Consider the following 26,997-nt stretch of genomic DNA (forward strand, 5'->3'; position numbering starts at 1 on the left):
ATGGCCAATGAGGAGAAGTACCTCGACTACCTGAAGCGGGCCACCGCAGATCTGCGGGACGCCCGGCGCAGGTTGCGCGAGGTCGAGGAGGCGAGCCGCGAGCCCATCGCGATCGTCGGCATCGGCTGCCGCCTGCCCGGCGGGGTGCGCTCTCCCGAGGACCTGTGGCGGGTGGTGGCGGACGGCGTGGACGCGGTGGCGGAGTTCCCCGCCGACCGTGGCTGGCCCACGCCGGACGACGGCACGGCCGAGGCCGGCGCGCTGGCCGCCGTACCCACCCTCAAGGGCGGATTCGTCTACGACGCCGGGGAGTTCGACCCCGGGGCCTTCGGTATCTCGCCGCGTGAGGCGCTCGCGATGGACCCGCAGCAGCGGCTGCTGCTGGAGACGTCGTGGGAGGCGTTCGAACGCGCCGGGATCGTGCCCGCCGCCGTACGCGGTCGGCAGGTCGGAGTGTTCGTCGGCGCGGCCGGGCAGGGGTACGGCGCGCTGCGGGGGGTGCCCGAGGGGGCCGAGGGACACCTGCTGACCGGCAACGCCACGAGCGTGGTCTCCGGCCGGCTCGCCTACACCTTCGGCCTGGAGGGCCCGGCGGTCACGGTCGACACCGCCTGCTCGTCGTCGCTGGTGGCGCTGCACCTGGCGGTCCAGGCGCTGCGGTCCGGCGAGTGCGAGATGGCGCTGGCCGGCGGCGTGACGATCATGGGCACGCCGAGCATCTTCGTCGAGTTCAACCGGCAGCGGGGCCTCGCGGCAGACGGCCGCTGCAAGGCGTTCTCTGCCGACGCGGACGGCACCGGGTGGGGCGAGGGCGTCGGCATGCTCCTGGTGGAGCGGCTGTCGGACGCCCGGCGGCTCGGTCACCCGGTGCTGGCGGTGGTGCGCGGCACCGCCGTCAACCAGGACGGCGCGAGCAGCGGCCTGACCGCCCCGAACGGCCCCTCCCAGCAGCGTGTCATCCGGCAGGCGCTGACCAACGCCGGGCTCACCCCGCAGCACGTCGACGCCGTCGAGGCGCACGGCACGGGCACCGCCCTGGGCGACCCGATCGAGGCACAGGCGCTGCTGGCCGCGTACGGGCAGGACCGCACGGAGGACCAGCCGCTGTGGCTCGGCTCCCTGAAGTCCAACATCGGCCACACCCAGTCGGCCTCCGGTGCGGCCGGCGTCATCAAGATGGTGATGGCCATCCGGCACGGGCTGCTGCCCCGCACCCTGCACGTGGCGGAGCCGACGCCGCACGTCGACTGGACGACCGGCGCGGTCAGCCTGCTCACCGAACCGACCGCCTGGCCCGAGACCGGCCGGCCCCGTCGCGCCGGTGTGTCCTCCTTCGGCATCAGCGGCACCAACGCTCACGTCATCATCGAGCAGGAGCCCCCGGCGGCCGACGCCCCCGAGACCCCCGAAGTCTCTGACGTCCCCGGTGCCTCTGTACCCACCCCCGGGAACATCCAGCGCCCTCACACGACGCCCTGGACGGTGTCCGCCGCCACCGCCGAGGCGCTGCCCGGTCAGGCCGCCCGTCTGCTGGCGCAGTTGCGCCGCACGGGAGCGTCGCCCGCGCCGGACCCCTGGGACGTGGCGCTCTCCCTGGCCACCACCCGCACCGGCTGGCCGCACCGGGCCGTCGTGCTCGGCACCGACGGCACCGAACTCCTCGCCGGGCTGGCCCGGTTGGCGGGCGAGTCCGACACCGGCGAGGTGGTCCACGGCAGCGTCACCCGTGGCAAGCTCGCCTTCCTGTTCACCGGCCAGGGCAGCCAGCGCATCGGCATGGGCCGCGAACTGCACGCCACCGAACCGGAGTTCGCCCGCTCCCTCGACGAGATCGCCGCGTGCTTCGACGGGCTGCTGGAACGCCCCTTGCGCGAGGTGCTGTTCGCCGAACCGGGTTCTCCGGATGCGGAGTTGATCGACCGGACGGACTTCACCCAGCCCGCGCTGTTCGCGATCGAGGTGGCACTGTTCCGCCTGCTCGCGTCCTGGGGCATACGGCCGGACTACCTCGCCGGTCACTCGATCGGCGAGATCGCCGCCGCGTACGTGTCCGGGGTGTGGTCCCTGGAGGACGCGTGCACGCTGGTGGCGGCGCGCGGCCGGCTGATGGCCGCGCTGCCGGCGGGCGGCGCGATGCTGGCCGTCGAGGCGACCGAGGCGGACGTACGTCCCGAACTGGACGAGCGCCTCGCCGTGGCGGCGGTCAACGGACCCTCCTCGATCGTGGTCTCCGGTACGGCGGAAGCCGTCGAGGAGTTGGAGTCGCGCTGGCGTGAAAAGGGCTTGCGTGTAAAGCGGCTGACGGTCAGTCATGCTTTCCACTCCCCGCTCATGGACCCGATGCTCGCGGAGTTCCGGCGCGTGGCCGAGAGGCTGGCCTACGACGCCCCCCGGATCCCCGTCGTCTCCAACCTCACCGGTGAACTGGCCACGGCGGCGGACCTGTGCTCGCCCGAGTACTGGGTACGGCACGTCCGTGAGGCCGTCCGCTTCGCCGACGGTGTCCGTACGCTCGGCGCGCGCGGTGTGCGTACGTTCCTGGAGCTCGGCCCGGACGGCGTCCTGACGGCCCTCGCCCAGGAGACCTTCGCCGCGACCGCCGACACCATGGGGGCCGACTGCGCCGCCGTGCCGCTCCTGCGGCGCGACCGGCCCGAACCCCGCGCGCTGGCCCGCGCCCTCGCCGCACTCCACGTGCGCGGAGCCCTGCCGTCCGGCTGGTCCGGCTACCTCGCCCGCACCGGCGCCCGTACGATCACGCTGCCGACGTACGCCTTCCAGCCCGAGCACTACTGGCTCACCGAGGCCCCCGCCGCCCCCGCCGACACCGAGGGCCTCGCCACCGCCACCGCCGGCGAGGCCGGGTTCTGGGACGCGGTGGAACGCGCCGACCACACCGCGCTCGCCGACACCCTCGACCTCGGCCCCGACAGCGCGGACACCGCCGACGCGCTCGGCTCGGTGCTGCCCGCCCTCAGCGCGTGGTGGCACCGCCAGCGCGAGAACTCCGCACTCGGCGGCTGGCGTTACCGCACCACCTGGCAACCGTTCACCCTGCCCGCCACCGCCACGACCGCCGTAGGCCCGCTGACCGGCCGATGGCTGCTCGTGGTCCCCAGCGACCACGCCCACCACCACGACCATGACCGCGCCGAGTCGATCGCCGCCGTCCTGACCGGCTCCGGTGCGAGCTGCACCACCTTCACCGTCCACCCGAACGACGACCGGGCCGCCCTGGCCGCCCGTCTCACCGCCCTCGCCGCCGAAGACGGCGCGCAGCCGCTGACCGGCCTTGTCTCGCTGCTGGCCGCCGACACCGCCCCGCACCCGGCCGTACCCGAGCTGACCGCCGGTTTCGCCGCGACCCTGCTGCTCTGCCAGGCCCTGGCCGACGCCGCCCTGGACGCACCCCTGTGGTGCCTCACGCGCGGTGCCGTCTCGGTCGGCCGCGCCGATGCCGCCGCAGACCCCGACCAGGCACTGCTGTGGGGCCTGGGCCGGGTCGTCGCGCTCGAACAGCCGGGCCGCTGGGGCGGGTTGGTCGACCTTCCGCAGACCCTGGACGACCGCGCGGCGGCCCGGCTGCGCGCACTCCTCGCCACCGCCGGCGCTGACGAGCATGCCGCCGAGGACCAGGTCGCCCTGCGTCCCACCGGACTGTTTGCCCGCCGTCTCGAACACGCCCCGCAGTCCGGCACCCCCGGGTGGCGGCCGCGCGGCACGGTCCTCGTCACCGGCGGCACCGGCGCGCTCGGCGGTCACGTCGCGCGCTGGCTTGCGCACAACGGTGCCCAGCACCTCGTACTGACCAGCCGCCGAGGCCCCGACGCGCCCGGCGCGCGCGAACTCGCCGACGAACTCACCGCGCTCGGCGCGCGCGTCACCGTCACCGCCTGCGACGTCAGCGACCGGGCCGCGCTCGCCGCCGTCCTGGCCGCCGTACCGGCCGACACGCCGCTCACCGCCGTCGTCCACACCGCAGGCAGCGGCGAGATCCGCGCCCTGGCCGACACCACCCTGGCCGACGCCGCCGAGGTCGCCCACGCCAAGACCACCGGCGCTCGCCACCTCCACGAACTCCTCGCCGACCAACCCCTCGACGCGTTCGTGCTGTTCTCGTCGATCGCGGGAGTCTGGGGCAGCGCGGGCCAGGCCGTCTACGCCGCCGCAAACGCCTACCTCGACGCGCTCGCCCAGCACCGTCGCGCCCACGGCCTGCCCGCCACCGCCCTGGCCTGGGGGCCGTGGGCAGGAGAGGGCATGGCGGCCGACCAGGCCGCCCGCGACCACCTCCAGCGCCGCGGCCTGACCGCCCTGGATCCCGCCCGCGCCGTCACCGCGCTGGCCGCCGCCGACGGCCCCGACGCCGGCCTGGTCGTCGCCGACATCCACTGGGACCGTTTCGCGCCCGGCTTCACCGCCGTCCGCCCCAGCCCGCTGCTGTCGGCCCTGCCTGAGGTGCGCGCCGCCCTCACCACCGGCAGCACGCCCCTGGCCCACCCCGCCGAGGGCACCGCGCTCACCCAGCGGCTCGCCGCCTGCCGTACGGACGCCGAACGCACCCGCGCGGTCCTGGACGCGGTGCGCGCCGAAGTCGCCGCCGTCCTCGGCCACGGCTCCGCCGACGGCGTGGACAGCACACGGGCCTTCCGCGACATGGGCTTCGACTCGCTCATCGCCGTCGAACTGCGCAACCGGCTCACCACACTGACCGGCCTGACCCTGCCCACCACCGTGGCCTTCGACCACCCCACCCCGGCCGCGCTCGCCGCCTTCCTGCGCACCCAACTGGCCGACGGGAACACCGAGTCCGCCACTGCCACTGTCACTGGCCGGAGCGCCACGACACCCGCTACCGCCACCGCTGCCGCTGCCGACACCGACGACGATCCCGTCGTCATCGTCGGCATGAGCTGCCGTTATCCCGGCGGCGTCGCGTCTCCCGACGACCTGTGGCGACTGGTCGCCGAGGACGTCGACGCCGTCACCGGCTTCCCCGCCGAACGCGGCTGGGACGCCGGCGCGCTGTACCACCCGGACCCCGACCACCCCGGCACCACCTACACCACCCAGGGCGGCTTCCTCCGCGACGCCGAACAGTTCGACCCCGCGCTCTTCGGCATCTCCCCCCGCGAAGCCCACATGATGGACCCGCAGCAGCGGCTGCTCCTGGAGACCGCCTGGGAGGCGTTCGAACGCGCCGGCCTGGACCCGAGGTCGCTTCAGGGCTCGCGCACCGGCGTGTTCGTCGGCTCCAACGGCCAGGACTACGCTGCCCTGTTGGCCGCAGCCGCCGACAACGGCGGCCCCAGCGGCGAGGGTTACCTCGCCACGAGCAGCGCCGCCAGCGTCGTATCGGGACGACTCGCTTACACGTTCGGTCTCGAGGGTCCGGCGGTGACCGTCGACACGGCGTGCTCGTCGTCGCTGGTGGCCCTGCACCTGGCGGCGCAGGCGCTGCGGTCCGGCGAGTGCGACATGGCGCTGGCCGGCGGCGTGACGATCATGTCGACGCCGGGTGCGTTCGTGGAGTTCAGCCGTCAGCGGGGTCTCGCGGAGGACGGCCGCTGCAAGGCGTTCGCGGCTGCCGCCGACGGCACCGGCTGGGGCGAGGGCGTCGGTCTGCTGCTGGTCGAGCGGCTGAGCGATGCCCGGCGCAACGGCCACGAGGTACTGGCCGTGGTCCGTGGCTCGGCGGTCAACCAGGACGGCGCGTCCAACGGCCTGACGGCCCCGAACGGTCCGGCGCAGCAGCGGGTCATCCGGCAGGCGCTGGAGAGCGCCCGGCTGACCGGCGGCCACATCGACGTGGTGGAGGCGCACGGTACGGGTACGGCGCTGGGCGACCCGATCGAGGCACAGGCGCTGCTGGCGACGTACGGGCAGGAGCGCGAGGACGAACACCCGCTCCTGCTCGGCTCGGTGAAGTCCAACATCGGGCACACGCAGGCCGCTTCGGGCGTCGCGGGCGTCATCAAGATGGTCATGGCGATGCGGTACGGAGTGCTGCCCGCGACCCTGCACGTGGACGCGCCGAGTCCGCACGTCGACTGGTCGGCCGGTGCGGTCGAGTTGCTGACGGAGAGTGTGTCGTGGCCGGAGACGGGCAGGCCACGCCGTGCGGCGGTGTCGTCGTTCGGCGTCAGCGGCACCAACGCGCACACCATCATCGAGCAGCCCCCGGCCGCCGAGACCGCTGAGACCACTGACGGCGGCGGGGACCGCGCCGACGGTCCACTGGCCTGGCTGCTGTCCGGCCAGACCGAGGCCGCCCTGCGGGCGCAGGCCGCACGGCTCGCCGAGTTCGTCGGCGACCACACCGACCTGGCCGCCCCCGACATCGCACTGTCCCTCGCCACCAGCCGCGCCGCCCTGACCCACCGCGCCGCGATCACCGCCGACGACCGCACCGCCCTCCTGGAGGGCCTCACCGCCCTCGCGTCCGGCGACCACGCGCATCCGGCCGTTGCGCGCGGCACGGCTCGCGAAGACGTGCCGACGGCCTTCCTGTTCGCGGGGCAGGGCAGCCAACGGGTGGGTGCGGGGCGGGAGTTGTACGCCACGTATCCCGTGTTCGCGGATGCGCTTGACGAGGTGTGCGCCCGTTTCGACGGGCTGCTGGAACGTCCCCTGCGGGATGTCCTCTTCGAGGATGCGGCCGGGTTGATCGACCGTACGGAGTTCACCCAGCCCGCGTTGTTCGCGGTCGAGGTGGCGTTGTTCCGGCTGTTGGAGTCGTGGGGTGTCACGCCGGACTTCGTCGCTGGTCACTCGATCGGTGAGATCGCTGCCGCGTACGTGGCGGGGGTGTGGTCCCTGGAGGACGCGTGCACGCTGGTGGCGGCGCGCGGCCGGTTGATGGGTGCGCTGCCGGTTGGCGGCGCGATGCTGGCCGTCGAGGCGACCGAGGCGGACGTACTGCCGGAGCTGGACGAGCGAGTCGCGGTCGCGGCGGTCAACGGCCCGTCGTCGGTCGTGGTGTCCGGTGATGCGGAAGCGGTCGCGGAGTTGGAGTCGCGGTGGCGTGAACAGGACTTCAGAGTCAAGCAGTTGACGGTCAGTCACGCCTTCCACTCGCCGCTGATGGACCCGATGCTGGCCGAGTTCCGTCGCGTCGCCGAGAGCGTCTCGTACGACACTCCGCGCATCCCGGTCGTCTCCAACCTGACCGGCGAGATGGCCACGGCCGACGAGCTGTGCTCACCGGAGTACTGGGTGCGACACGTCCGTGAAGCGGTCCGTTTCGCCGACGGGATTGCGACCCTGCACGGCCAAGGTGTCCGTACCTTCGTCGAGTTGGGGCCGGACTCCGTGCTCACCGCCATGGCGCAGTACTGCCTGGCCGACCGGGGCGGGGACACCGCCTGTCTGCCCGCCCTGCGGCGGGACCGTGCTGATCGGCTGGCCCTCACGGCAGCCGTCGCCGGACTGGCCGTGCGAGGCCTGTCGGTGGACTGGCCGGCGTTCCTGGCGGGCACGGGTGCGCGGCGCGTCTGTCTGCCGACGTACGCCTTCCAGCGTGAGCGCTACTGGCCGCAGATTCCCGATGCCGCCGCGTACGGACAGTCGGCCGCCCCGGCCGCTCCGACGGACGCGTCGGACGCCGAATTCTGGGCCGCCGTGGAGCGGGGCGACCTCGCCGAGCTGACCGGTGCCGAACAGAGCGAGGGATGGGCGGAACTGCTGCCGGTGCTCTCGTCCTGGCGGCAGGGCAAGCACCAGCGGACGACCGTGGACGGCTGGCGGTACCAGAGCGTCTGGCAGCCGCTGGCCGACGCCGGGCCGTCCGGCACGCTGCACGGCCGCTGGCTGCTGGCGCTGCCGTCGGACACCGGCCTGCACATCGACACCGACACCGACGTGTACACAGAGACCGAGCGCATCCGTGAGGCCCTGACGGCCGCCGGTGCCACCGTCGTTCCCCTCGTACTCCCCGCCGGGGGCAGCGTCTCCCGCGATGCGGTCGCGGCGGCGCTGGCGGACGCGGGCACCGAGAACATCGCCGGGGTGCTGGCCGTACCCGGGCTCGGGACGACCGGCGACGCGCCGGACGCCGAGAGCGCCGGCGCGCTGCTGGCGCTGTTGCAGGGCCTTGGCGATGCCGGGGTCGAGGCGGCGTTGTGGTGTGCGACGCGTGGTGCGGTGGCGGTCGGTCGTGCCGACCGGCCGGCCGCGCCGGGGCAGGCCGTGGTGTGGGGTCTGGGCCGCGTGGCGGCGCTGGAACACCCGCAGCGCTGGGGTGGGCTGGTCGATCTGCCCGAGTCGCTGGACGAACGTTCCGCCGCCCGCCTCGTACGGGCGCTGGGTCGCCGCGACGAGGACCAGGTCGCGATACGGCCGTCCGGTGTCTTCGTACGTCGCCTGAGTCCCGCGCCCGCCGGAACCGGAAACGGAACCGAGGCCGGGGCCGGGGCCGACTGGAACCCGTCCGGAACGGTGCTGGTCACCGGCGGTCTGGGCGGTGTCGGTGCGCGGGTCGTGCGCTGGCTCGCGGAGCACGGGGCCGAGCGGCTGGTGCTGCTGGGCCGCCGGGGCATGGACACGCCAGGCGCGGCCGAACTGCTGGCGGAACTGGCGGAGCTGGCGGAACTGGGCGACGCACCAGTACCCGTGACCGTGGTCGCCTGTGACGTGGCCGACCGGGAAGCCCTGAGCGTCGTCATCGACGCCGTCCCGGCCGACTGCCCGCTGACCGCCGTGGTGCACACGGCGGGCATCCTCGACGACGGCGTGCTGGAGGCCCTGACCCCCGAGCGGCTGGCCGCCGTCATGGCCGCCAAGGCGGTCGGGGCCTGGCACCTGCACGAGCTGACCCGCGACCTGGACCTCCAGGCCTTCGTCCTGTTCTCGTCGGTGTCCGGCACGCTCGGCGCGGCGGGGCAGGGCAACTACGCCGCCGCCAACGCCTACCTCGACGCACTGGCCGAGTACCGGTCCGCCGCCGGACTGCCCGCCACGTCCGTGGCCTGGGGCCTGTGGGCGGGCGCGGGCATGGCCGCCACCGGCACGGTCGCCGACCGGGCCGGCCGACTCGGCATGCCCGCCCTCGACCCCGAGCTGGCCGTGACCGCGCTGGGCCGGGCCGTCGCCGGTGAGCTGCCCGTGCTCGCGGTCGCGGCGGTCGACTGGGCCCGGTTCGCCCCGGCCTTCACCACCGCCCGCCCGAGCGCGCTGCTCCTGGGCGTCCCGGCGGCCCGCCGCGCCCTGGAAGCCGCAGCCGTGGCGGCCGTCGCCGACGAGCCCGCCGCCACGTCTGCGGACGGCGTCCTCGCCGAACGGCTGGCCGACCTGGCCGACGACACCGAACGGACCCGGCTCGTCCTGGACCTGGTCTGCGCGCATGTCGCAGCCGTCCTGGGCCATGCCTCCGCCACGACCGTCGAACCCGACCGGGCCTTCCGGGAGTTGGGCCTCGACTCGCTCACAGCCGTCGAACTGCGCAACCGCCTCGTCCGCGAGACCGGACTGCCCCTGCCCACCTCGCTGGCCTTCGACTACCCGACGCCGTCCACGCTGGCCGACTGGCTGCGCGACGAGCTGACGAGCGGCGCGGACGACGACACCGCCGACCACCGTCCGGACACCGCCCCTGCCCCCACTACTACTACTGCCCTCGCCCTCGCTCTCGACGAGCCCGTGGCCATCGTCGGCATCGGCTGCCGCTTCCCCGGTGGCGTCGACTCCCCGGAGGCGCTGTGGCGGCTGCTGTCCGAGGGCACGGACGCGGTCGGCGAGTTCCCCGACGATCGCGGCTGGGACCTGGACGCGCTCTACCACCCCGACCCCGAGCACCAGGGCACCTCGTACGTCCGCGTGGGCGGCTTCCTCGAGGAAGCGGGCCGCTTCGACGCGGGCTTCTTCGGGATCTCGCCGCGTGAGGCGCTGGCGATGGACCCGCAGCAGCGGCTCCTGCTGGAAACCTCGTGGGAGGCCTTCGAACGGGCCGGCATCGACCCGCAGTCGGCGCGCGGCTCCCGTACCGGCGTGTTCGTCGGCACCAACGGCCAGGACTACCCGGCGCTGCTCCTCGGCGCGCAGGAGTCCGCCGAAGGCCACCTCGGCACCGGCAACGCCGCCGCCGTCGTCTCCGGCCGCCTCGCCTACACCTTCGGCCTCGAAGGCCCCACGCTGACCGTCGACACCGCCTGCTCCTCCTCGCTCGTCGCCCTCCACCTCGCCATGCAGGCGCTGCGCACCGGCGAGTGCACCATGGCGCTCGCCGGCGGTGCCACGGTCATGACGACCCCTGCCACCTTCGTGGAGTTCAGCCGCCAGCGCGGTCTGGCCGAGGACGGCCGCTGCAAGGCGTTCGCGGCTGCCGCGGACGGCACCGGCTGGGGCGAAGGCGTCGGCATGCTCCTGGTCGAGCGGCTGAGCGACGCCGAGCGGCTGGGGCATCCGGTGCTCGCCGTGGTCCGTGGCTCGGCGGTCAACCAGGACGGCGCGTCCAACGGCCTGACCGCCCCGAACGGTCCGGCGCAGCAGCGGGTCATCCGGCAGGCGCTGGAGTCCGCCCGGCTGACGGCCGACCACGTCGACGCCGTGGAGGCGCACGGCACGGGTACGGCGCTGGGCGACCCGATCGAGGCGCAGGCCCTGCTGGCGACGTACGGCCAGGGCCGCGAGGACGAACACCCGCTCCTGCTCGGCTCGGTGAAGTCCAACATCGGCCACACCCAGGCCGCCGCCGGTATGGCCGGCGTGATCAAGATGGTCATGGCGATGCGGTACGGAGTGCTGCCCGCGACCCTGCACGTGGACGCGCCCAGCCCGCACGTCGACTGGTCGGCCGGTGCGGTCGAGCTGCTGACCGAGGCGCGGGAGTGGCCGCGGACCGGCAGGCCGCGCCGTGCGGCGGTGTCGTCGTTCGGCGTGAGCGGCACCAACGCGCACACCATCCTCGAGCAGGCCCCCGAGGCCCCCGAGGCCCCCGAAACCTCTGGAGCGTCCGCCCTGCCGACGTCTCCGGCCGCCCCGGCCGTCGTCGTCCCGTGGATCCTGACGGCCCGTAGCGAACCCGCCCTGCGCGCCCAGGCCCGCCGCCTGGCCGCACACCTCTCCACCCACCCCGCCGCGCCCCTCGACGTCGCCTACTCCCTGACCACCAGCCGCCGCACCTTCGAGCACCGCGCCGCCGTCATCGGGCGCGAACCCGGCGACCTGCTCGCCGCGTTGGCGTCCCTCGCCGACGGCCACCCCTCCCACCGCGTAGTCCGCACCACCGACCCCGCCAGTGCCCGGCTCCTGGGCCGCATCGCGTTCCTGTTCTCGGGGCAGGGCAGCCAACGGGTGGGAGCTGGACGCGAGTTGTACGAGACGTACCCCGTGTTCGCGGACGCGCTGGACGAGGTGTGCGCCCGTTTCGACGGACTGTTGGATCGTCCGCTGCGTGAAGTGCTCTTCGAGGGCGAGGAGTGGATCGACCGGACGGAGTTCACCCAGCCCGCGCTGTTCGCGATCGAGGTGGCGCTGTTCCGACTCCTCACGTCATGGGGCGTACGGCCGGACTACCTGGCCGGTCACTCCATCGGCGAGGTCGCTGCGGCCTACGTGGCCGGTGTCTGGTCCCTGGCCGACGCGTGCACGCTGGTCGCTGCGCGCGGCCGGTTGATGGGCGCGCTCCCGACGGGCGGCGCGATGCTGGCCGTCGAGGCCACCGAGGCGGACGTACTGCCTGAGCTGGACGAGCGTGTCACGGTCGCGGCGGTCAACGGTCCGTCGTCGGTCGTGGTGTCGGGCGATGTCGTAGCCGTCGCCGAGTTGGAGTCGCGCTGGCGCGAACAGGGCCTGCGGGTCAAGCAGTTGACGGTCAGTCACGCCTTCCATTCGCCGCTGATGGACCCGATGCTGGCCGAGTTCCGTCGCGTCGCCGAGAGCCTGTCGTACGAGGCTCCGCGCATCCCGCTCGTGTCCAACCTGACCGGCGAGATGGCCACGGCCGACGAACTGTGCTCGCCCGAGTACTGGGTGCGGCACGTCCGTGAAGCCGTCCGGTTCGCCGACGGGATCGCGACGCTGCATGACCAAGGCGGCGTGCGTACCTTCATCGAGGTCGGGCCCGACGCCGTACTCGCCGCGATGGCCCAGAACACCCTGGCGGCGGCGGCCGACGGCGAGTTGGACGGCGTCCTGGCCGTGCCGGTGTTGCGCCGGGAGCGCGGTGAGGACGAGACGCTGAACACCGCGCTCGCCGAGCTGCATGTGCGGGGTGCCGCGCTCGACTGGCGGGCCCGGTTCTCGGGCACCGTAGTGCGCCGGGTGGATCTGCCGACGTACGCGTTCGAGGACGTGCGGTACTGGCCCACCCAGTCCCGTACGCCCAAGGCGGCCGGGGCGTCGGACGCGGCCGAGGCGCGGCTCTGGGAGGCCGTGGAACGGGCGGACCTGGACTCGCTGGCAGCGGCGCTGGACCTCGACACCACAGCACCCGGTACGGACGTGGAGCTGGCGGCGGTCACCGCCGCGCTGCCGGTGCTCGCCTCATGGCGCAGCCGCCGCCGTGCGCGCTCGGCCGCCGACGAACGCCGTTACCGCCCGCGCTGGAAGCCGCTCACCGGCCTCGGCTCGGGCCCGGCCGAACTGTCCGGCGGCTGGCTGGTCGTCGCCCCCGCAGGCGACAGCGTTACGGCCGACCTGGTCACCGCCGCTCTCGCCGAGGCGGGCGCGGAACCGATCCGCCTCGAAGTGGACGGAAGCGACGGAAGCACCCGCCAGGAACTGGCCGCCGCGCTGATGGCTGCACCGTCCGGACCGGTGTCGGGCGTGGTCTCGTTGCTCGCGCTCGACGCCACCGGAGAGTGCCCCGACCCCGCGTCGGTCACCGCTTCGCTGACCCTGATCCAGGCCCTGGGCGACGCCTCCGTCGACGCCCCGCTGTGGTTGCTGACCCGAGGCGCGGTCTCCGTGGGCCGTTCCGACCGGCTGTCGGCGCCCGCCGCGGCGGCGCTGTGGGGTCTGGGCCGGGTCGCGGCGCTGGAGCTTCCGGAGCGCTGGGGCGGTCTGGTCGACCTGCCGGAGTCGCTGGACGAACGGTCCGCCGCCCGCCTCGTACGGGCACTGGGCCGGCGCGACGAGGACCAGGTGGCCGTACGCGCTTCCGGCGTCTTCGGACGTCGTCTGGAGCGCACCGCCGCTCAGGCCCCGGCCTTGAACCTGGCCCCGGCCTGGCAGCCCACCGGAACCGTCCTGGTCACCGGCGGCACCGGCGCCCTCGGCGGCCATGTGGCCCGCTGGCTGGTGCGGAACGGCGCGCAGCACCTGGTGCTGCTCAGCCGAAGCGGCCCGGAAGCCCCGGGAGCCGCCGAACTCGTAGCGGAACTCTCTGAACTCTCGGAACTCTCGGAACTGGCGAGCTCGGATGTGCGGGTGACGGTCGCCGCGTGTGACGCGGCCGACCGGGAGGCGCTGGCGGCGGTCATCGCGGCCGTCCCGGCGGAGCTTCCGCTGACCGCGGTGATCCACACCGCCGGTGTGCTGGACGACGGCGTGCTGGACGGGATGTCCGCAGGACAGGTCGGGTCCGTCCTCCGGGCAAAGGCCGAAAGTGCCTGGCTGCTCCACGAGTTGACGCAGCCCCTCGACCTCCAGGCCTTCGTCCTGTTCTCGTCGGTGTCCGGCACGCTGGGCGCGGCGGGCCAGGGCAACTACGCCGCCGCCAACGCCTACCTCGACGCACTGGCCGAGTACCGGCACGGCCTCGGCCTGCCCGCCGCCTCCCTCGCCTGGGGCCCCTGGGGCGGCACCGGAATGGCCGTCGGCGGCGTCGAGGACCGGATGCGGCGCGGCGGCATGAACCCGCTCGACCCACGGCTCGCGGTCACCCTGCTCGCCCAGACGACGGGCGGCCCCGGCGGCCCCGACGACCTCGGCGACCCCGTGCAGGTCGTCGCCGACATCGACTGGTCCCGGTTCGCCCCGGCCTACGCGGCCGTCCGCCGCAGCCCGCTGATCAGCGACCTCCCCGACGTACGGGAGGACGTACGGAACTCGGCGGCCCCCGCCCAGGACGCCACGGCCTCCGCCGAAGCCGCGCCCGCGCCGGGCACCGAACTCACCGCCCACCTCGCCGGGTTGAGCCGGCCCGAGCAGGAACGGGCGCTGAGCCGGCTGGTCGGCGAGCATGTCGCGTCGGTGCTGGGGCACGACTCGGCCGACGCCATCGCGGCCGACCGCGCCTTCAAGGACCTCGGCTTCGACTCGCTGATGGCCGTCGAACTGCGCAACCGCCTCGGAGCGGTGACCGGACTGCGACTGCCGACCGGCCTGGTCTTCGACCACCCGACGCCCGCCGCACTGGCGGCCTGGCTGCGGGAGCGGCTGGCCGGGGCCGAATCGGCGCCGAAGGCCCTGCCTGCCACGACGACACCCACGCCCGCCGTGGCGGACGAACCCGTGGTGATCGTCGGCATGGGCTGCCGGTTCCCCGGTGGCATCGAGTCGCCGGAAGAGCTGTGGGCGCTGCTCGCCGACGGCCGGGACGCGATCAGCGGCTTCCCCGGCGACCGAGGCTGGGACCTGGACGCGCTCTACGACCCGGACCCGGAACGCCAGGGCACCTCGTACGTCCGCGTCGGCGGCTTCCTGACCGGCGCCGACCGGTTCGACGCCGGGCTGTTCGGCATCTCGCCGCGTGAGGCGCTGGCGATGGACCCGCAGCAGCGGCTCCTGCTCCAGACGGCCTGGGAGACCTTCGAGCGCGCGGGCGTCGCACCCGACGCCGTACGCGGCTCACGCACCGGCGTGTTCGTCGGCACCAACGGCCAGGACTACGGCCACCTGCTCGTCGCCGCGCAGGAAGAGGTCGGCGGTCACCTCGGCACGGGCAACTCGGCGAGTGTCGTGTCGGGTCGGCTCGCGTACGCGTTCGGGCTGGAAGGCCCGGCGATGACGGTGGACACGGCCTGCTCGTCGTCCCTGGTCGCGCTGCACCTCGCGGTGCGGGCGCTGCGCTCGGGGGAGTGCGACCTGGCGCTGGCCGGCGGTGTGACCGTCATGTCGACGCCCACGACGTTCGTGGAGTTCTCCCGCCAGCGAGGTCTCGCGGCCGACGGCCGCTGCAAGGCGTTCGCGGCGGGCGCGGACGGCACGGGCTGGGGCGAGGGCGTCGGCCTGGTGCTCGTGGAGCGGCTGTCCGACGCGCAGCGCAACGGCCACCAGATCCTGGCCGTGGTCCGGGGCTCCGCCGTCAACCAGGACGGTGCGTCCAACGGCCTGACCGCCCCGAGCGGCCCGTCCCAACAGCGCGTCATCCGCGAGGCGTTGGCCGACGCCGGCCTGACCGCCGCCGACGTCGACGCGGTGGAGGCGCACGGCACGGGTACAGCCCTGGGCGACCCGATCGAGGCCGAGGCGCTGCTCGCGACCTACGGCCAGGCGCACCCCGCGGGTCGGCCGCTCCTGCTCGGCTCGGTGAAGTCCAACCTCGGGCACACCCAGGCCGCCGCCGGCGTGGCGGGCGTCATCAAGATGGTCATGGCGATGCGCAACGGCGTCCTCCCGCAGACCCTCCACGTGGACCAGCCGTCCCCGCACATCGACTGGGCGTCGGGCGCGGTGGAACTGCTGACCGAGTCCCGCGAGTGGCCGAGCCACGAGGCACCCCGCCGGGCCGCCGTCTCGGCGTTCGGCATCAGCGGCACCAACGCGCACACCATCCTCGAACTCCCCACCGCCACCCCGGCGGCCCCCGGGCCCACCCCCGCAGACGACCAGCCCCTGCCGTTCGTACTGTCCGGCCAGACCCCGGCCGCCCTGGCCGCCCAGGCACACCGCCTCGGAGCCCTGCTGGACAGCGACGCCCACCTCTCCCTCCAGGACATCGCCTACTCCCTGGCCACGACCCGCGCCGCCCTGCCCCACCGTGCCGTACTCGTCGCGGACACCCGCGCCGAACTGACCACCGCCCTGACCACCACCACACCGCCCACCCCGTCCCCGACCACCGCCCGACCGGGCCGCCTCGTTGCCGTCCTCATGTCGGGCCAGGGCAGCCAACGGGTGGGCGCGGGACGTGAGTTGTACGCCACCTACCCCGTGTTCGCGGATGCGCTGGACGAGGTGTGCGCCCGGTTCGACGGGCTGCTGGACCGCCCGCTGCGCGATGTCCTCTTCGAGGACGCGTCGGGGTTGATCGACCGTACGGAGTTCACGCAGCCCGCGTTGTTCGCGGTCGAGGTGGCGTTGTTCCGGTTGCTGGAGTCGTGGGGTGTGACGCCCGACTTCGTCGCCGGTCACTCGATCGGTGAGATCGCCGCCGCGTACGTGGCGGGTGTCTGGTCCCTGGACGACGCGTGCACGCTGGTCGCGGCACGCGGCCGGTTGATGGGCGAGCTGCCGTCAGGCGGAGCCATGCTCGCGGTGGAGGCGTCCGAGGCGGACGTACTGCCGGAGCTGGACGAGCGCGTTGCGATCGCGGCGGTCAACGGTCCGACGTCGGTCGTGGTGTCCGGAGATGCGGAAGCCGTCGGGGAGTTGGAGTTGCTCTGGCGTGAACAGGGCCTCCGCGTCAAACAACTGAAGGTCAGTCATGCCTTCCACTCGCCGCTGATGGATCCGATGCTGGCCGAGTTCCGGTCGGTGGCCGAGGGATTGACGTACGACGCCCCGCGCATCCCGCTCGTCTCGAACCTGACCGGTGAGATGGCGACGGCCGACGAACTCTGCTCACCGGAGTACTGGGTCCGGCACGTCCGCGAAGCCGTCCGCTTCGCCGACGGGATCGCGACGCTGCACGCCCAAGGCGGCGTCCGTACGTTCATCGAGCTCGGCCCCGACTCCGTGCTCACCGCCATGGCCGGGCGCTGCCTGCCCGACGACGAGGACAGCGCGCTGCTCGCCACGCTGCGCGGCGGCCGGTCCGACGTCCGTACGCTGCTCGCCGCCCTGGGCGGGCTGCACGCGGCAGGCGTGCGGGTGGACTGGTCGGCGTACTACGCCGGATCGGGTGCCCGGCGGGTCGAACTGCCCACGTATCCCTTCCAGGAGCACCGCTACTGGCCGGACCTGACCGGTGCCGCCCCCGGCGACGCGACCGGACTGGGTCTGGAGCCGGCCGGGCATCCGCTGCTCGGGGCCGCCGTCCGGCTCGCCCACGACGAGGGCATGGTCCTCACCGGCCGGCTGTCGCTGCGCAGCCACCCCTGGCTCGCCGACCACGCCATCCTGGGCTCGGTACTGCTCCCGGGCACCGCGTACGTGGAGATGGCGCTGCACGCCGCGGCCGAACTCGGCTGGGGTGGACTGGAGGAGCTGACGCTCCAGGAACCGCTGGTCATGCCCGCCGACGGCACCATCGTGGTGCAGGTCCGGGTGTCGTCGCCGGACGAGTCCGAACGCCGTCGGGTGACGGTGTCCTCGCGCCCCGCCGCCCCCGGACGCGGCGAGCCGCACGAGGCGGACTGGACCCGGCACGCCACCGGCGAACTGGCCCCGCCCGACGCCCCGGCCGCGCTCACCCCGCAGCCGCTCATCGAGTGGCCGCCCCCCGGCGCGACGAAGGTCGAGGTCGCCGACCACTACCCGTCCCTCACCGCGCAGGGCTACGGCTACGGCCCGGTCTTCCAAGGTCTGCACGCCGCCTGGCGGCTCGGCGACGAGGTGTACGCCGAGGTCGCGCTCCCCGAGCAGGTCAGGGACAGCGCGGGAGCGTACGGAGTGCACCCGGCGCTGTTGGACGCCACGCTGCACGCGGTCGGATTCGGCGCGTTCATACAGGTCAGCGCCGAGGAGACCGCCGCAGGACAGGGCCGCCTCCCGTTCGCCTGGTCGGACGTCGCCCTGCACGCCACCGGCGCCGGCGCCCTGCGCGCCCGCCTGGCTCCCGCCGGTCCGGACGCGGTACGCATCGACGTGGCCGACGGCACCGGCGAGCCGGTGGCGTCGATCGGCTCCCTCGTCCTACGCCCGGTCTCCGCGGCGCAGCTTCGGCCGCAGACGGTGACGTCGTCCGACGACGGGCTGCTCCGGTTGGGCTGGACGCCGATGCCGATGCCGACGGCTGTGGCGGAGACGATCTTCGTCCCGCGCAGGTCGGCAGTGCTGCACGGCGGACGGCCGGTCGTGGACGCCCTCCGCGAGGCGGGCATCGAGGCCGCAGCGTACGAGCGGGTCGGCGATGTGCCTCTCGACGGCACCGTCCTGCTCGCGGTCGGCGGCGCGGGCGCTGTCGCCGCGACCCTGGCCACCGTTCAGGACTGGCTGGCCGACGACCGCTCGGCCGACACCCCGCTTCTGGTCGTCACGCAGGGGGCCGTCACCGCAGTCCCCGGTGACGCGGTGACCGACCTGGACGCGGCGGCGGTCTGGGGCCTCATACGCTCGGCCCAGGCCGAGAACCCCGGCCGCTTCGTGCTGGCCGACGTCGACGGCACCGCCGAGTCCTGGCGCGCGCTGAGCGGCCTCACGGCCCGGACCGAGGAGGACCAGGCCGCCGTCAGGCAGGGCGCCATGAGCGTCCCACGCCTGTCCCGGACCGCCGCTGACGACACCCTCCCGGTCCCGTCGGACCTGCCCGCCTGGCGCTTGGACAGTGCCGAACGAGGAAGCCTGGACCAGCTCGCCCTGGTGCCGTTCCCCGAGGCGACGGCCGAGCTGGCGGCCGGTGAGGTGCGGGTCGCGGTACGTGCCGCAGGCGTGAACTTCCGTGACGTGCTGAGTGCGTTGGGCATGTACCCCGGCCCCGCCGGCCCCCTGGGCGGCGAAGCGGCCGGTGTGGTGCTCGAGGTCGGACCGGGGGTCGATGGACTCACCGTCGGCGACCGGGTGTTCGGTATGGCCCCCGGCGGCATGGGCAACGTCACGGTGACGGACGAGCGGCTGCTCGGCCGCGTCCCGGACGGCTGGTCGTTCGCCGAGGCGGCAGCGGTGCCGATCGTCTTCCTGACGGCGTGGTACGCGTGGCAGGACCTGGCTCAAGTCCAGTCCGGTGACCGGGTGTTGGTGCATGCCGGTGCCGGTGGCGTCGGCATGGCGGCGATCCAGCTCGCACAGCACTTGGGTGCCGAGGTGTTCGCGACGGCGAGCCCCGCCAAGTGGGACGTACTGCGGGGTCTCGGTCTGGACGACGATCACATCGCGTCCTCCCGTGACACGTCCTTCGCGGAGAAGTTCAGCGGTATCGACGTCGTACTGAACGCTCTCGCGGGTGAGTTCGTCGATGCCTCGCTGTCGGTGCTGGCCGAGGGTGGCCGGTTCCTGGAGATGGGCAAGACCGATGTCCGTGACGCGGCCGAACTGGCCGTGTCCTACCGGGCGTTCGACTTGTTCGAAGCGGGTCCGGACCGGATCGCGGAGCTGCTGGCCGAGCTGCTGGAGCTGTTCGGCACGGGCGCGGTGGAGCTGCTCCCGGTGCGGGCATGGGACGTACGGCAGGCCCGTGAAGCCTTCCGTTTCATCAGCCAGGCCAAGCACGTCGGCAAGGTCGTGCTGACCGTCCCGGCACCCCTGGACCAGGACCGTACGGTCCTGGTGACCGGTGGCACGGGTGGTCTGGGCGCACACGTGGCCCGGCACTTGGTAACCGAACACGGCACCCGGGACTTGCTGTTGGTCTCCCGGCGAGGCCTGGACGCCCCCGGTGCGGCGGAGTTGCGCGCCGAGCTGACCGAACTGGGCGCTGCCGTACGGATCGTGGCCTGCGACATGGCCGATCGGGACGCTGTGGCGGCCCTGTTGGAGACGGAACGCCTGACGGCGGTCATCCACACCGCCGGTGTCCTGGACGACGGTCTCGTCGGCGCCCTCACCCCCGACCGTCTGGCGACCGTCTGGGGCCCGAAGGCCGACGCGGCTCGCCACCTCCACGAACTCACGGCCGGCCAAGACCTGGCGGCCTTCGTCCTGTTTTCCTCCATCGCCGGCACTCTCGGTGCCTCCGGTCAGGCCAACTACGCTGCCGCGAACGCCTCGTTGGACGCGCTGGCCGCGTACCGTCGCACCAGCGGTCTGCCCGCGACCTCCGTGGCCTGGGGTCCCTGGTCGCAGGTCAGCGGTATGACGCGTGACCTCACCGAGGCGGACGTACGCCGTATGGCCGGTGGCGGCCTCGTGCCGCTGGGGGCGGACGAGGGCATGGCGCTGTTCGACGCCGCCTGGACCGGCGTCGAGGCGCGGCCGGTCGCGGTGCACCTGGAGACGGCCACGCTGCGTGCCAATGCCTCGGTGGGCGCGCTGCCGCCCGTCATGAGCGGGCTGGTCCGGGCCTCCTTGCGCAGGGCGCGCGATGTGTCGGCGTCCGCCGAGCAGTCGCTCGTGGCGCGGCTGGCGGGTCTGGAACAGGCCGAGGCCCGACGGGTCGTGGTGGAACTGGTGCGGGCGCACGCGGCGGCCGTGCTGGGCCACGGCGGTGCCGCCGACGTGGATCCGAGCCGGGCCTTCAAGGACCTCGGCTTCGACTCCCTCACCGCCGTCGAACTGCGTAACCACCTCAATACGGCGACGGGCCTGCGGCTGCCGGCGACCCTCGTCTTCGACTTCCCGACCCCGCAGTCGCTCGCGGACTTCGTCCTGGCCGAACTCGCGGGAACCGTCCCGCAGGCGGCGGTCGTCCCGGCTGCCGCCACCACCGGCACGGCCGGCGGCGCGGCGGCGGACGAGCCGTTGGCGATCGTGGGCATGGCCTGCCGGTTCCCCGGCGGGATCGCGTCGCCCGAGGCACTGTGGAACCTGGTGCTGGACGGCGGCGACGCCATCGGCGACTTCCCCGCCGACCGCGGCTGGGACCTGGAGGCGTTGTTCGACGCGGACGGTGAGCGAGCCGGTACGTCGTACGTCAGCCGGGGCGGCTTCGTCGCCGAGGCGGCGGGCTTCGACGCCGGGTTCTTCGGGATCTCGCCGCGTGAGGCGCTGGCGATGGACCCGCAGCAGCGGCTCCTGCTGGAAGCCGCCTGGGAGGCGCTGGAGCGCGCGGGCATGGACCCGGCGACGGTGCGTGGTTCGCGCGCCGGTGTGTTCATCGGCGCCGCCGCCTCCGGGTACGGCACGGGCCTGCTGCGGATGCCGGAGGGCGTCGAGGGGCACCTGCTGACCGGTAACACCCCGAGTGTGGTGTCGGGCCGACTGGCGTACACGTTCGGCTTCGAGGGCCCCGCTGTCACGGTCGACACCGCCTGCTCGTCCTCACTCGTCGCGCTGCATCTGGCGGGTCAGGCGCTGCGGGCGGGGGAGTGCTCGATGGCGTTGGTCGGCGGTGTGACGCTGATGGCGACGCCGGGCATCTTCACGGAGTTCAGCAGGCAGCGCGGCCTGTCCACCGACGGGCGCTGCAAGGCGTTCGCGGCCGCGGCCGACGGCACCGGCTGGTCCGAGGGCGCGGGTGTGCTCGTCGTGGAACGGCTCTCGGACGCCCGACGCAACGGTCACGAGGTGCTGGCGGTGGTGCGCGGTTCGGCCGTCAACCAGGACGGGGCCTCGAACGGCCTGACCGCGCCCAACGGCCCCGCCCAACAGCGGGTCATCCGCCAGGCGCTGGCCAACGCCCGCCTCACCCCCTCCGACGTCGACGCCGTCGAGGCACACGGCACGGGCACGGCTCTCGGCGACCCGATCGAGGCGCAGGCCCTGCTGGCCACCTACGGCAAGCACCGCGAGGCCCAACACCCGCTCCTGCTCGGCTCGGTGAAGTCCAACATCGGCCACACCCAGTCGGCCGCCGGTGTCGCCGGCGTCATCAAGATGGTCCTCGCGATGCGGCACGGTGTGCTTCCGCAGACCCTGCACGTGGACGAGCCGACCCCGCACGTCGACTGGACGGCGGGTGCCGTCGAACTGCTGACCGCCACCACCGAGTGGCCCGAGACCGGCCGTCCGCGCCGGGCCGGCGTGTCCTCCTTCGGCGTCAGCGGCACCAACGCCCACGTCGTCATCGAGCAGGGCGACACGGCTGCCGAGCCGCCGCGCACAGAGGCTCCCGGCCTGGTGGCCCTGCCGCTCTCGGCCCGCAGCGACGAGGCACTGCGAGCCGCCGCCGACCGGCTGCGGCACCACCTCCTGGCCGCACCGGAACTGCGCGCCCAGGACGTGGCGTTCTCCCTGGCCACCCGGCGCGCGGTCCTGGACCACCGGGCGGTCACGCTCGGCACCGACCGAGCCGAACTGCTGGAGGCCCTGGCAGCCGTCGCCGACGGCCGCGAGATCCCCTCGGCCCATGTCGCGACCGCCACATCCGGCACACGCACGGCCTGGCTGTTCACCGGCCAGGGCGCACAGCGCGCGGGTATGGGGCGTGGTCTTTACGCGGCCCATCCGGTGTTCGCGGCTGCCTTGGATGCGGTGTGCGCGGGCTTCGACGGGTTGTTGGACCGTCCGTTGCGTGAAGTGCTCTTCGAGGACGGGGAGTTGATCGACCGGACGGAGTTCACCCAACCCGCGTTGTTCGCGGTCGAGGTGGCGCTGTTCCGGCTGCTGGAGTCGTGGGGCGTACGACCGGACTTCGTAGCGGGGCATTCGATCGGTGAGGTCGCTGCCGCGTACGTGGCGGGTGTCTGGTCCCTGGGCGATGCGTGCACGCTGGTGGCTGCGCGAGGCCGACTGATGGGTGCGCTGCCCGAGGGCGGCGCAATGCTGGCGGTCGAGGCGACCGAGGCGGACGTACGTCCCGAACTGGACGAGCGCGTCGCGATCGCGGCGGTGAACGGTCCGTCGTCGGTCGTGGTGTCCGGTGATGCCGTAGCCGTCAGCGAGCTGGAGTCGAAGTGGCGTGAACAGGGCCTGCGCGTCAAGCAGTTGACGGTCAGTCACGCGTTCCACTCGCCGTTGATGGATCCGATGCTCGCGGAGTTCCGCCGCGTGGCCGAGAGCCTGACGTACGACGCCCCGCGCATCCCGGTCGTCTCGAACCTGACCGGTGAGATCGCCACGGCCGACGAACTCTGCTCGCCCGAGTACTGGGTCCGGCATGTCCGTCAGGCCGTCCGGTTCGCCGACGGCATCCGTACGCTTCACCGTGAAGGTGTCCGCCGTTACCTGGAGTTGGGCCCCGACGGTGTCCTGACGGCCATGGCGCAGGGCACGATCGCGGAAGCGGACGCCGAAGTCGCCCGTCCCACCGCCTCGGTCCTGGTCGCCGCACTGCGCCGCGACCGTGCCGAGGACGCGGCCCTGTTGGCGGCGCTGGCCACCCTCCACGTCCACGGCCCCGCCGTCGACTGGTCGGCGTACCTGACCGGCAACGGCAGCGGTAACCGGAACGGGAACGGCAGCGGTGATCTCCGCCCCGTAGACCTGCCCACCTACCCCTTCCAGCACCAGCAGTACTGGCTGGAGTCCGCCACGCTCACCGCCGCCGATCTGCTGCCCGACGCGGCTGTGGCGCAAGAGGAGGCTCAGCTCTGGGCCGCCATCGAGAGCGGCGACCTGCCTGCGGTCACCGGGGCGCTACGGCTCACCGGGGCCGAGGCCGACGAGGCCGGCCAGACGCTGGCGACCGCCCTGCCGCTGCTGTCGTCCTGGCGTCGCAGGCACCGGCAGGCGTCGCTCGTCGACAGTTGCGGCTACCAGGAGCGCTGGCAGCCCTGGGCCGACGCCGAAGCAGCCGACGCCGCAGCTTCCGGCACCTGGCTGGTAGCCGTACCGACGGCCCGGCCGGACTGGGCCAATGCCTGGCTGGCGGCGCTGCGCGCGACCGGCGTCGAGCCGATCCGCTGCGAGGTCGGCAGCACCGAGGACCGCGCCGCGCTGGCCGACCGGCTCCGCGAGACGGCCGTCGACCACGAACTGACCGGGGTCCTGTCCCTCCTTGGCGGCGACGACTCGCCCGAACAACCTTCAGACACAAATGAGTTGACGCTTCTGCAAGCACTCGGTGATGCCGGGGTCGAGGCACCGCTGTGGTGTGCGACGCGTGGTGCGGTGGCGGTCGGTCGTGCCGACCGGCTGGCCGCGCCGGGGCAGGCCGTGGTGTGGGGTCTGGGCCGGGTGGCGGCGCTGGAACACCCGCAGCGCTGGGGTGGGCTGGTCGATCTGCCCGAGTCGGTGGACGAGCGGTCCGCCGCCCGGCTGGCGCGGGTGCTCGGCCAGCGCGCCGAGGACCAGGTCGCGGTACGGCCGTCCGGCGTGTTCGTACGCCGACTCCGTCCCGCACCCCTGCGGCGCACGGACATGGAAGAGGCCGGCACCTGGCAGCCGTCCGGCACGGTGCTGGTCACCGGTGGCCTGGGTGGTCTCGGCGGCCGGGTCGCGCGTCGGCTCGCGGAGCAGGGCGTGGAGCGGCTGGTACTGCTGAGTCGCCGGGGCATGGACGCGCCCGAAGCCGCCGAACTGCTCGCGGAACTCGCGGAACTGGAGGGCATACAGGACACGGTGACGGTGACCGTGGTGGCCTGTGACGTGGCCGACCGGGAAGCCCTGAGCGCCGTCATCGACGCCGTCCCGGCCGACTGCCCGCTGACCGCCGTGGTGCACACGGCGGGCATCCTCGACGACGGCGTGCTGGAGGCCCTGACCCCCGAGCGGCTGGCCGCCGTCCTGGCGGGCAAGGCCCTCGGCGCCTGGCACCTGCACGAGCTGACCCGCGACCTGGACCTGACCGCGTTCGTCCTCTTCTCCTCCCTCTCCGGCAGCGTCGGCGGCGCGGGCCAGGGCAACTACGCCGCCGCCAACGCCTACCTCGACGCGCTCGCCCGGCACCGGCACGACCTCGGCCTGCCGGCCACCGCCGTCGCCTGGGGCCCCTGGGCGGGCACCGGCATGGCCGCCGACGGTGACACCACCGAGGCCCGGCTGCGCCGCGCCGGCCTGACCCCGCTCACCCCGGAGTCCGCCCTCGACGCCCTGCACCTCGCGGTGTCCGGCGGTGCGCCGTCCGCCGTCGTGGCCGACGTCGACTGGACGCGCTTCGCGCCCGGCCTGGCCGTCGCCCGCCCGGCACCGCTGCTGACCGGCATCCCGGCCGCCGTCCGCGCCCTGGACCACGTGAGCGACACACCCGGCACCCAGCCGCAGCCCGGCACCGGCGGCGACACCCTGGCCGACCGGCTCGCCACGCTGTCCGAGCCGGAACGCGCCGCGCTGCTGCTCGACCTCGTACGGGAGCAGACCGCGCTCGTGCTCGGCCACAGCTCCGCCTCGGCCGTCCCGGAGGAACGCCCGTTCAACGAACTGGGCATGGATTCACTGACCGCCGTGGAACTGCGCAACCGCCTCGGCGCGCGCACCGCGCTCAGCCTGCCCAGCACCCTGGTCTACGACCACCCCACCCCGCTGGCCCTGGCCGACTGGTTCCTCGAACGCCTGCTGGGCGACCGTCGCGCCGCCGAGCCCACACCGCCGTCGGCCACGGCGGCGGCACCGGTGGACGAACCGGTGGCCATCGTCGGCATCGGCTGCCGCTTCCCCGGCGGCATCGACTCGCCCGAGGAGCTGTGGGGGCTGCTGGCCGACGGCCGCGACGCGGTCGGCGAGTTCCCAGACGACCGCGGCTGGGACCTGGACGCGCTCTACCACCCCGACCCCGAGCACCAGGGCACCTCGTACGTCCGCGTCGGCGCGTTCCTCACGGACGCCGACCGCTTCGACGCCGGGTTCTTCGGGATCTCGCCGCGTGAGGCGCTGGCGATGGACCCGCAGCAGCGGCTCCTGCTGGAAACCTCGTGGGAGGCCTTCGAACGGGCCGGCATCGACCCCCGGTCGGCGCGCGGCTCCCGTACCGGCGTCTTCGTCGGCACCAACGGCCAGGACTACCCGGCGCTGCTCCTCGGCGCGGCCAGCGGCGAAGGCCATGTCGGCACCGGCAACGCGGCGAGCGTCGTCTCCGGGCGGCTGGCCTACACCTTCGGCCTCGAAGGGCCGACGCTGACCGTCGACACCGCGTGCTCGTCCTCGCTGGTGGCCCTGCACCTGGCCGCGCAGGCGCTGCGGTCCGGCGAGTGCGACATGGCGTTGGCGGGCGGCGTCACCGTCATGTCCACCCCGGGCGCGTTCGTGGAGTTCTCCCGGCAGCGCGGGCTGTCGGCCGACGGCCGCTGCAAGGCGTTCGCCTCCGCAGCCGACGGCACCGGCTGGGGCGAGGGCGCGGGCATGCTGCTCGTGGAGCGCCTGTCCGACGCCGAGCGCAACGGCCACCGGATCCTCGCGGTGGTGCGCGGCTCGGCGGTCAACCAGGACGGCGCGTCCAACGGTCTTACGGCCCCCAACGGTCCGTCCCAGCAGCGGGTGATCCGCCAGGCCCTGGCCAACGCGGGGCTCGGCACGTCCGAGGTCGACGTCGTGGAGGCGCACGGCACGGGTACGGCGCTGGGCGACCCGATCGAGGCGCAGGCCCTGCTGGCGACGTACGGCCAGGGCCGCGAGGCCCAACACCCGCTCCTGCTCGGCTCGGTGAAGTCCAACATCGGCCACACCCAGGCCGCCGCCGGTGTGGCGGGCGTGATCAAGATGGTGCTCGCGATGCGGCACGGCGTGCTCCCGCAGACGCTGCACGTGGACGAGCCGACTCCGCACGTGGACTGGTCGGAGGGCGCGGTACGCCTGCTGACCGCCGCCACCGAATGGCCCGACCACGACCGTCCCCGCCGCGCGGGCGTCTCCGCGTTCGGCATCAGCGGCACCAACGCCCACGTGATCATCGAACAGCCCGCAGCACCCGCCCCCGAGACCACCGACACCCCTGTGACCACCGAGACCCCCGAGGCCTCCGTGTACGGCGGTGTGGTGCCGTGGATCGTGTCAGGTCGGGGCGAATCGGCCCTGCGGGAGCAGGCAACTCGCCTCTCGCAGTGGATAGGGGGCCCAGGTCATGGGGCTAACGCGGTCGAAGTGGGGTACTCCCTCGCGCACGGCCGCTCTACGTTCGATCACCATGCGGTGGTTTTCGGACGTGACCGGTCTGCGCTGGAGCGCGGGTTGGCAGTGATGGCGCAAGGCGCGGAGGCGCCGGGTGTGGTTCGCGGTACGGCGATGGAAGGCCGGACTGCGTTCCTGTTCTCGGGGCAGGGCAGCCAACGGGCAGGTGCGGGGCGTGAGTTGTACGCCGCCTACCCCGTGTTCGCCGATGCCCTGGACGCG

The 26,997-nt window shown here is 73.8% G+C and carries 1 protein-coding gene (cut by a window edge); it reads left to right on the forward strand.

From position 1 onward, the window contains the following. Positions 1-26,997, forward strand: partial view of a type I polyketide synthase gene (locus BMZ82_RS41320; protein WP_093780172.1) — the 5' portion only. 9,627 nt of this gene lie beyond the right edge of the window; 26,997 of the gene's 36,624 nt are visible here — the first part of the coding sequence; the start codon lies at positions 1-3; the stop codon falls past the right edge of the window.

Origin of the sequence: Streptomyces sp. yr375, from assembly GCF_900110755.1 — a bacterium.
Taxonomy (GTDB): Bacteria; Actinomycetota; Actinomycetes; order Streptomycetales; family Streptomycetaceae; genus Streptomyces.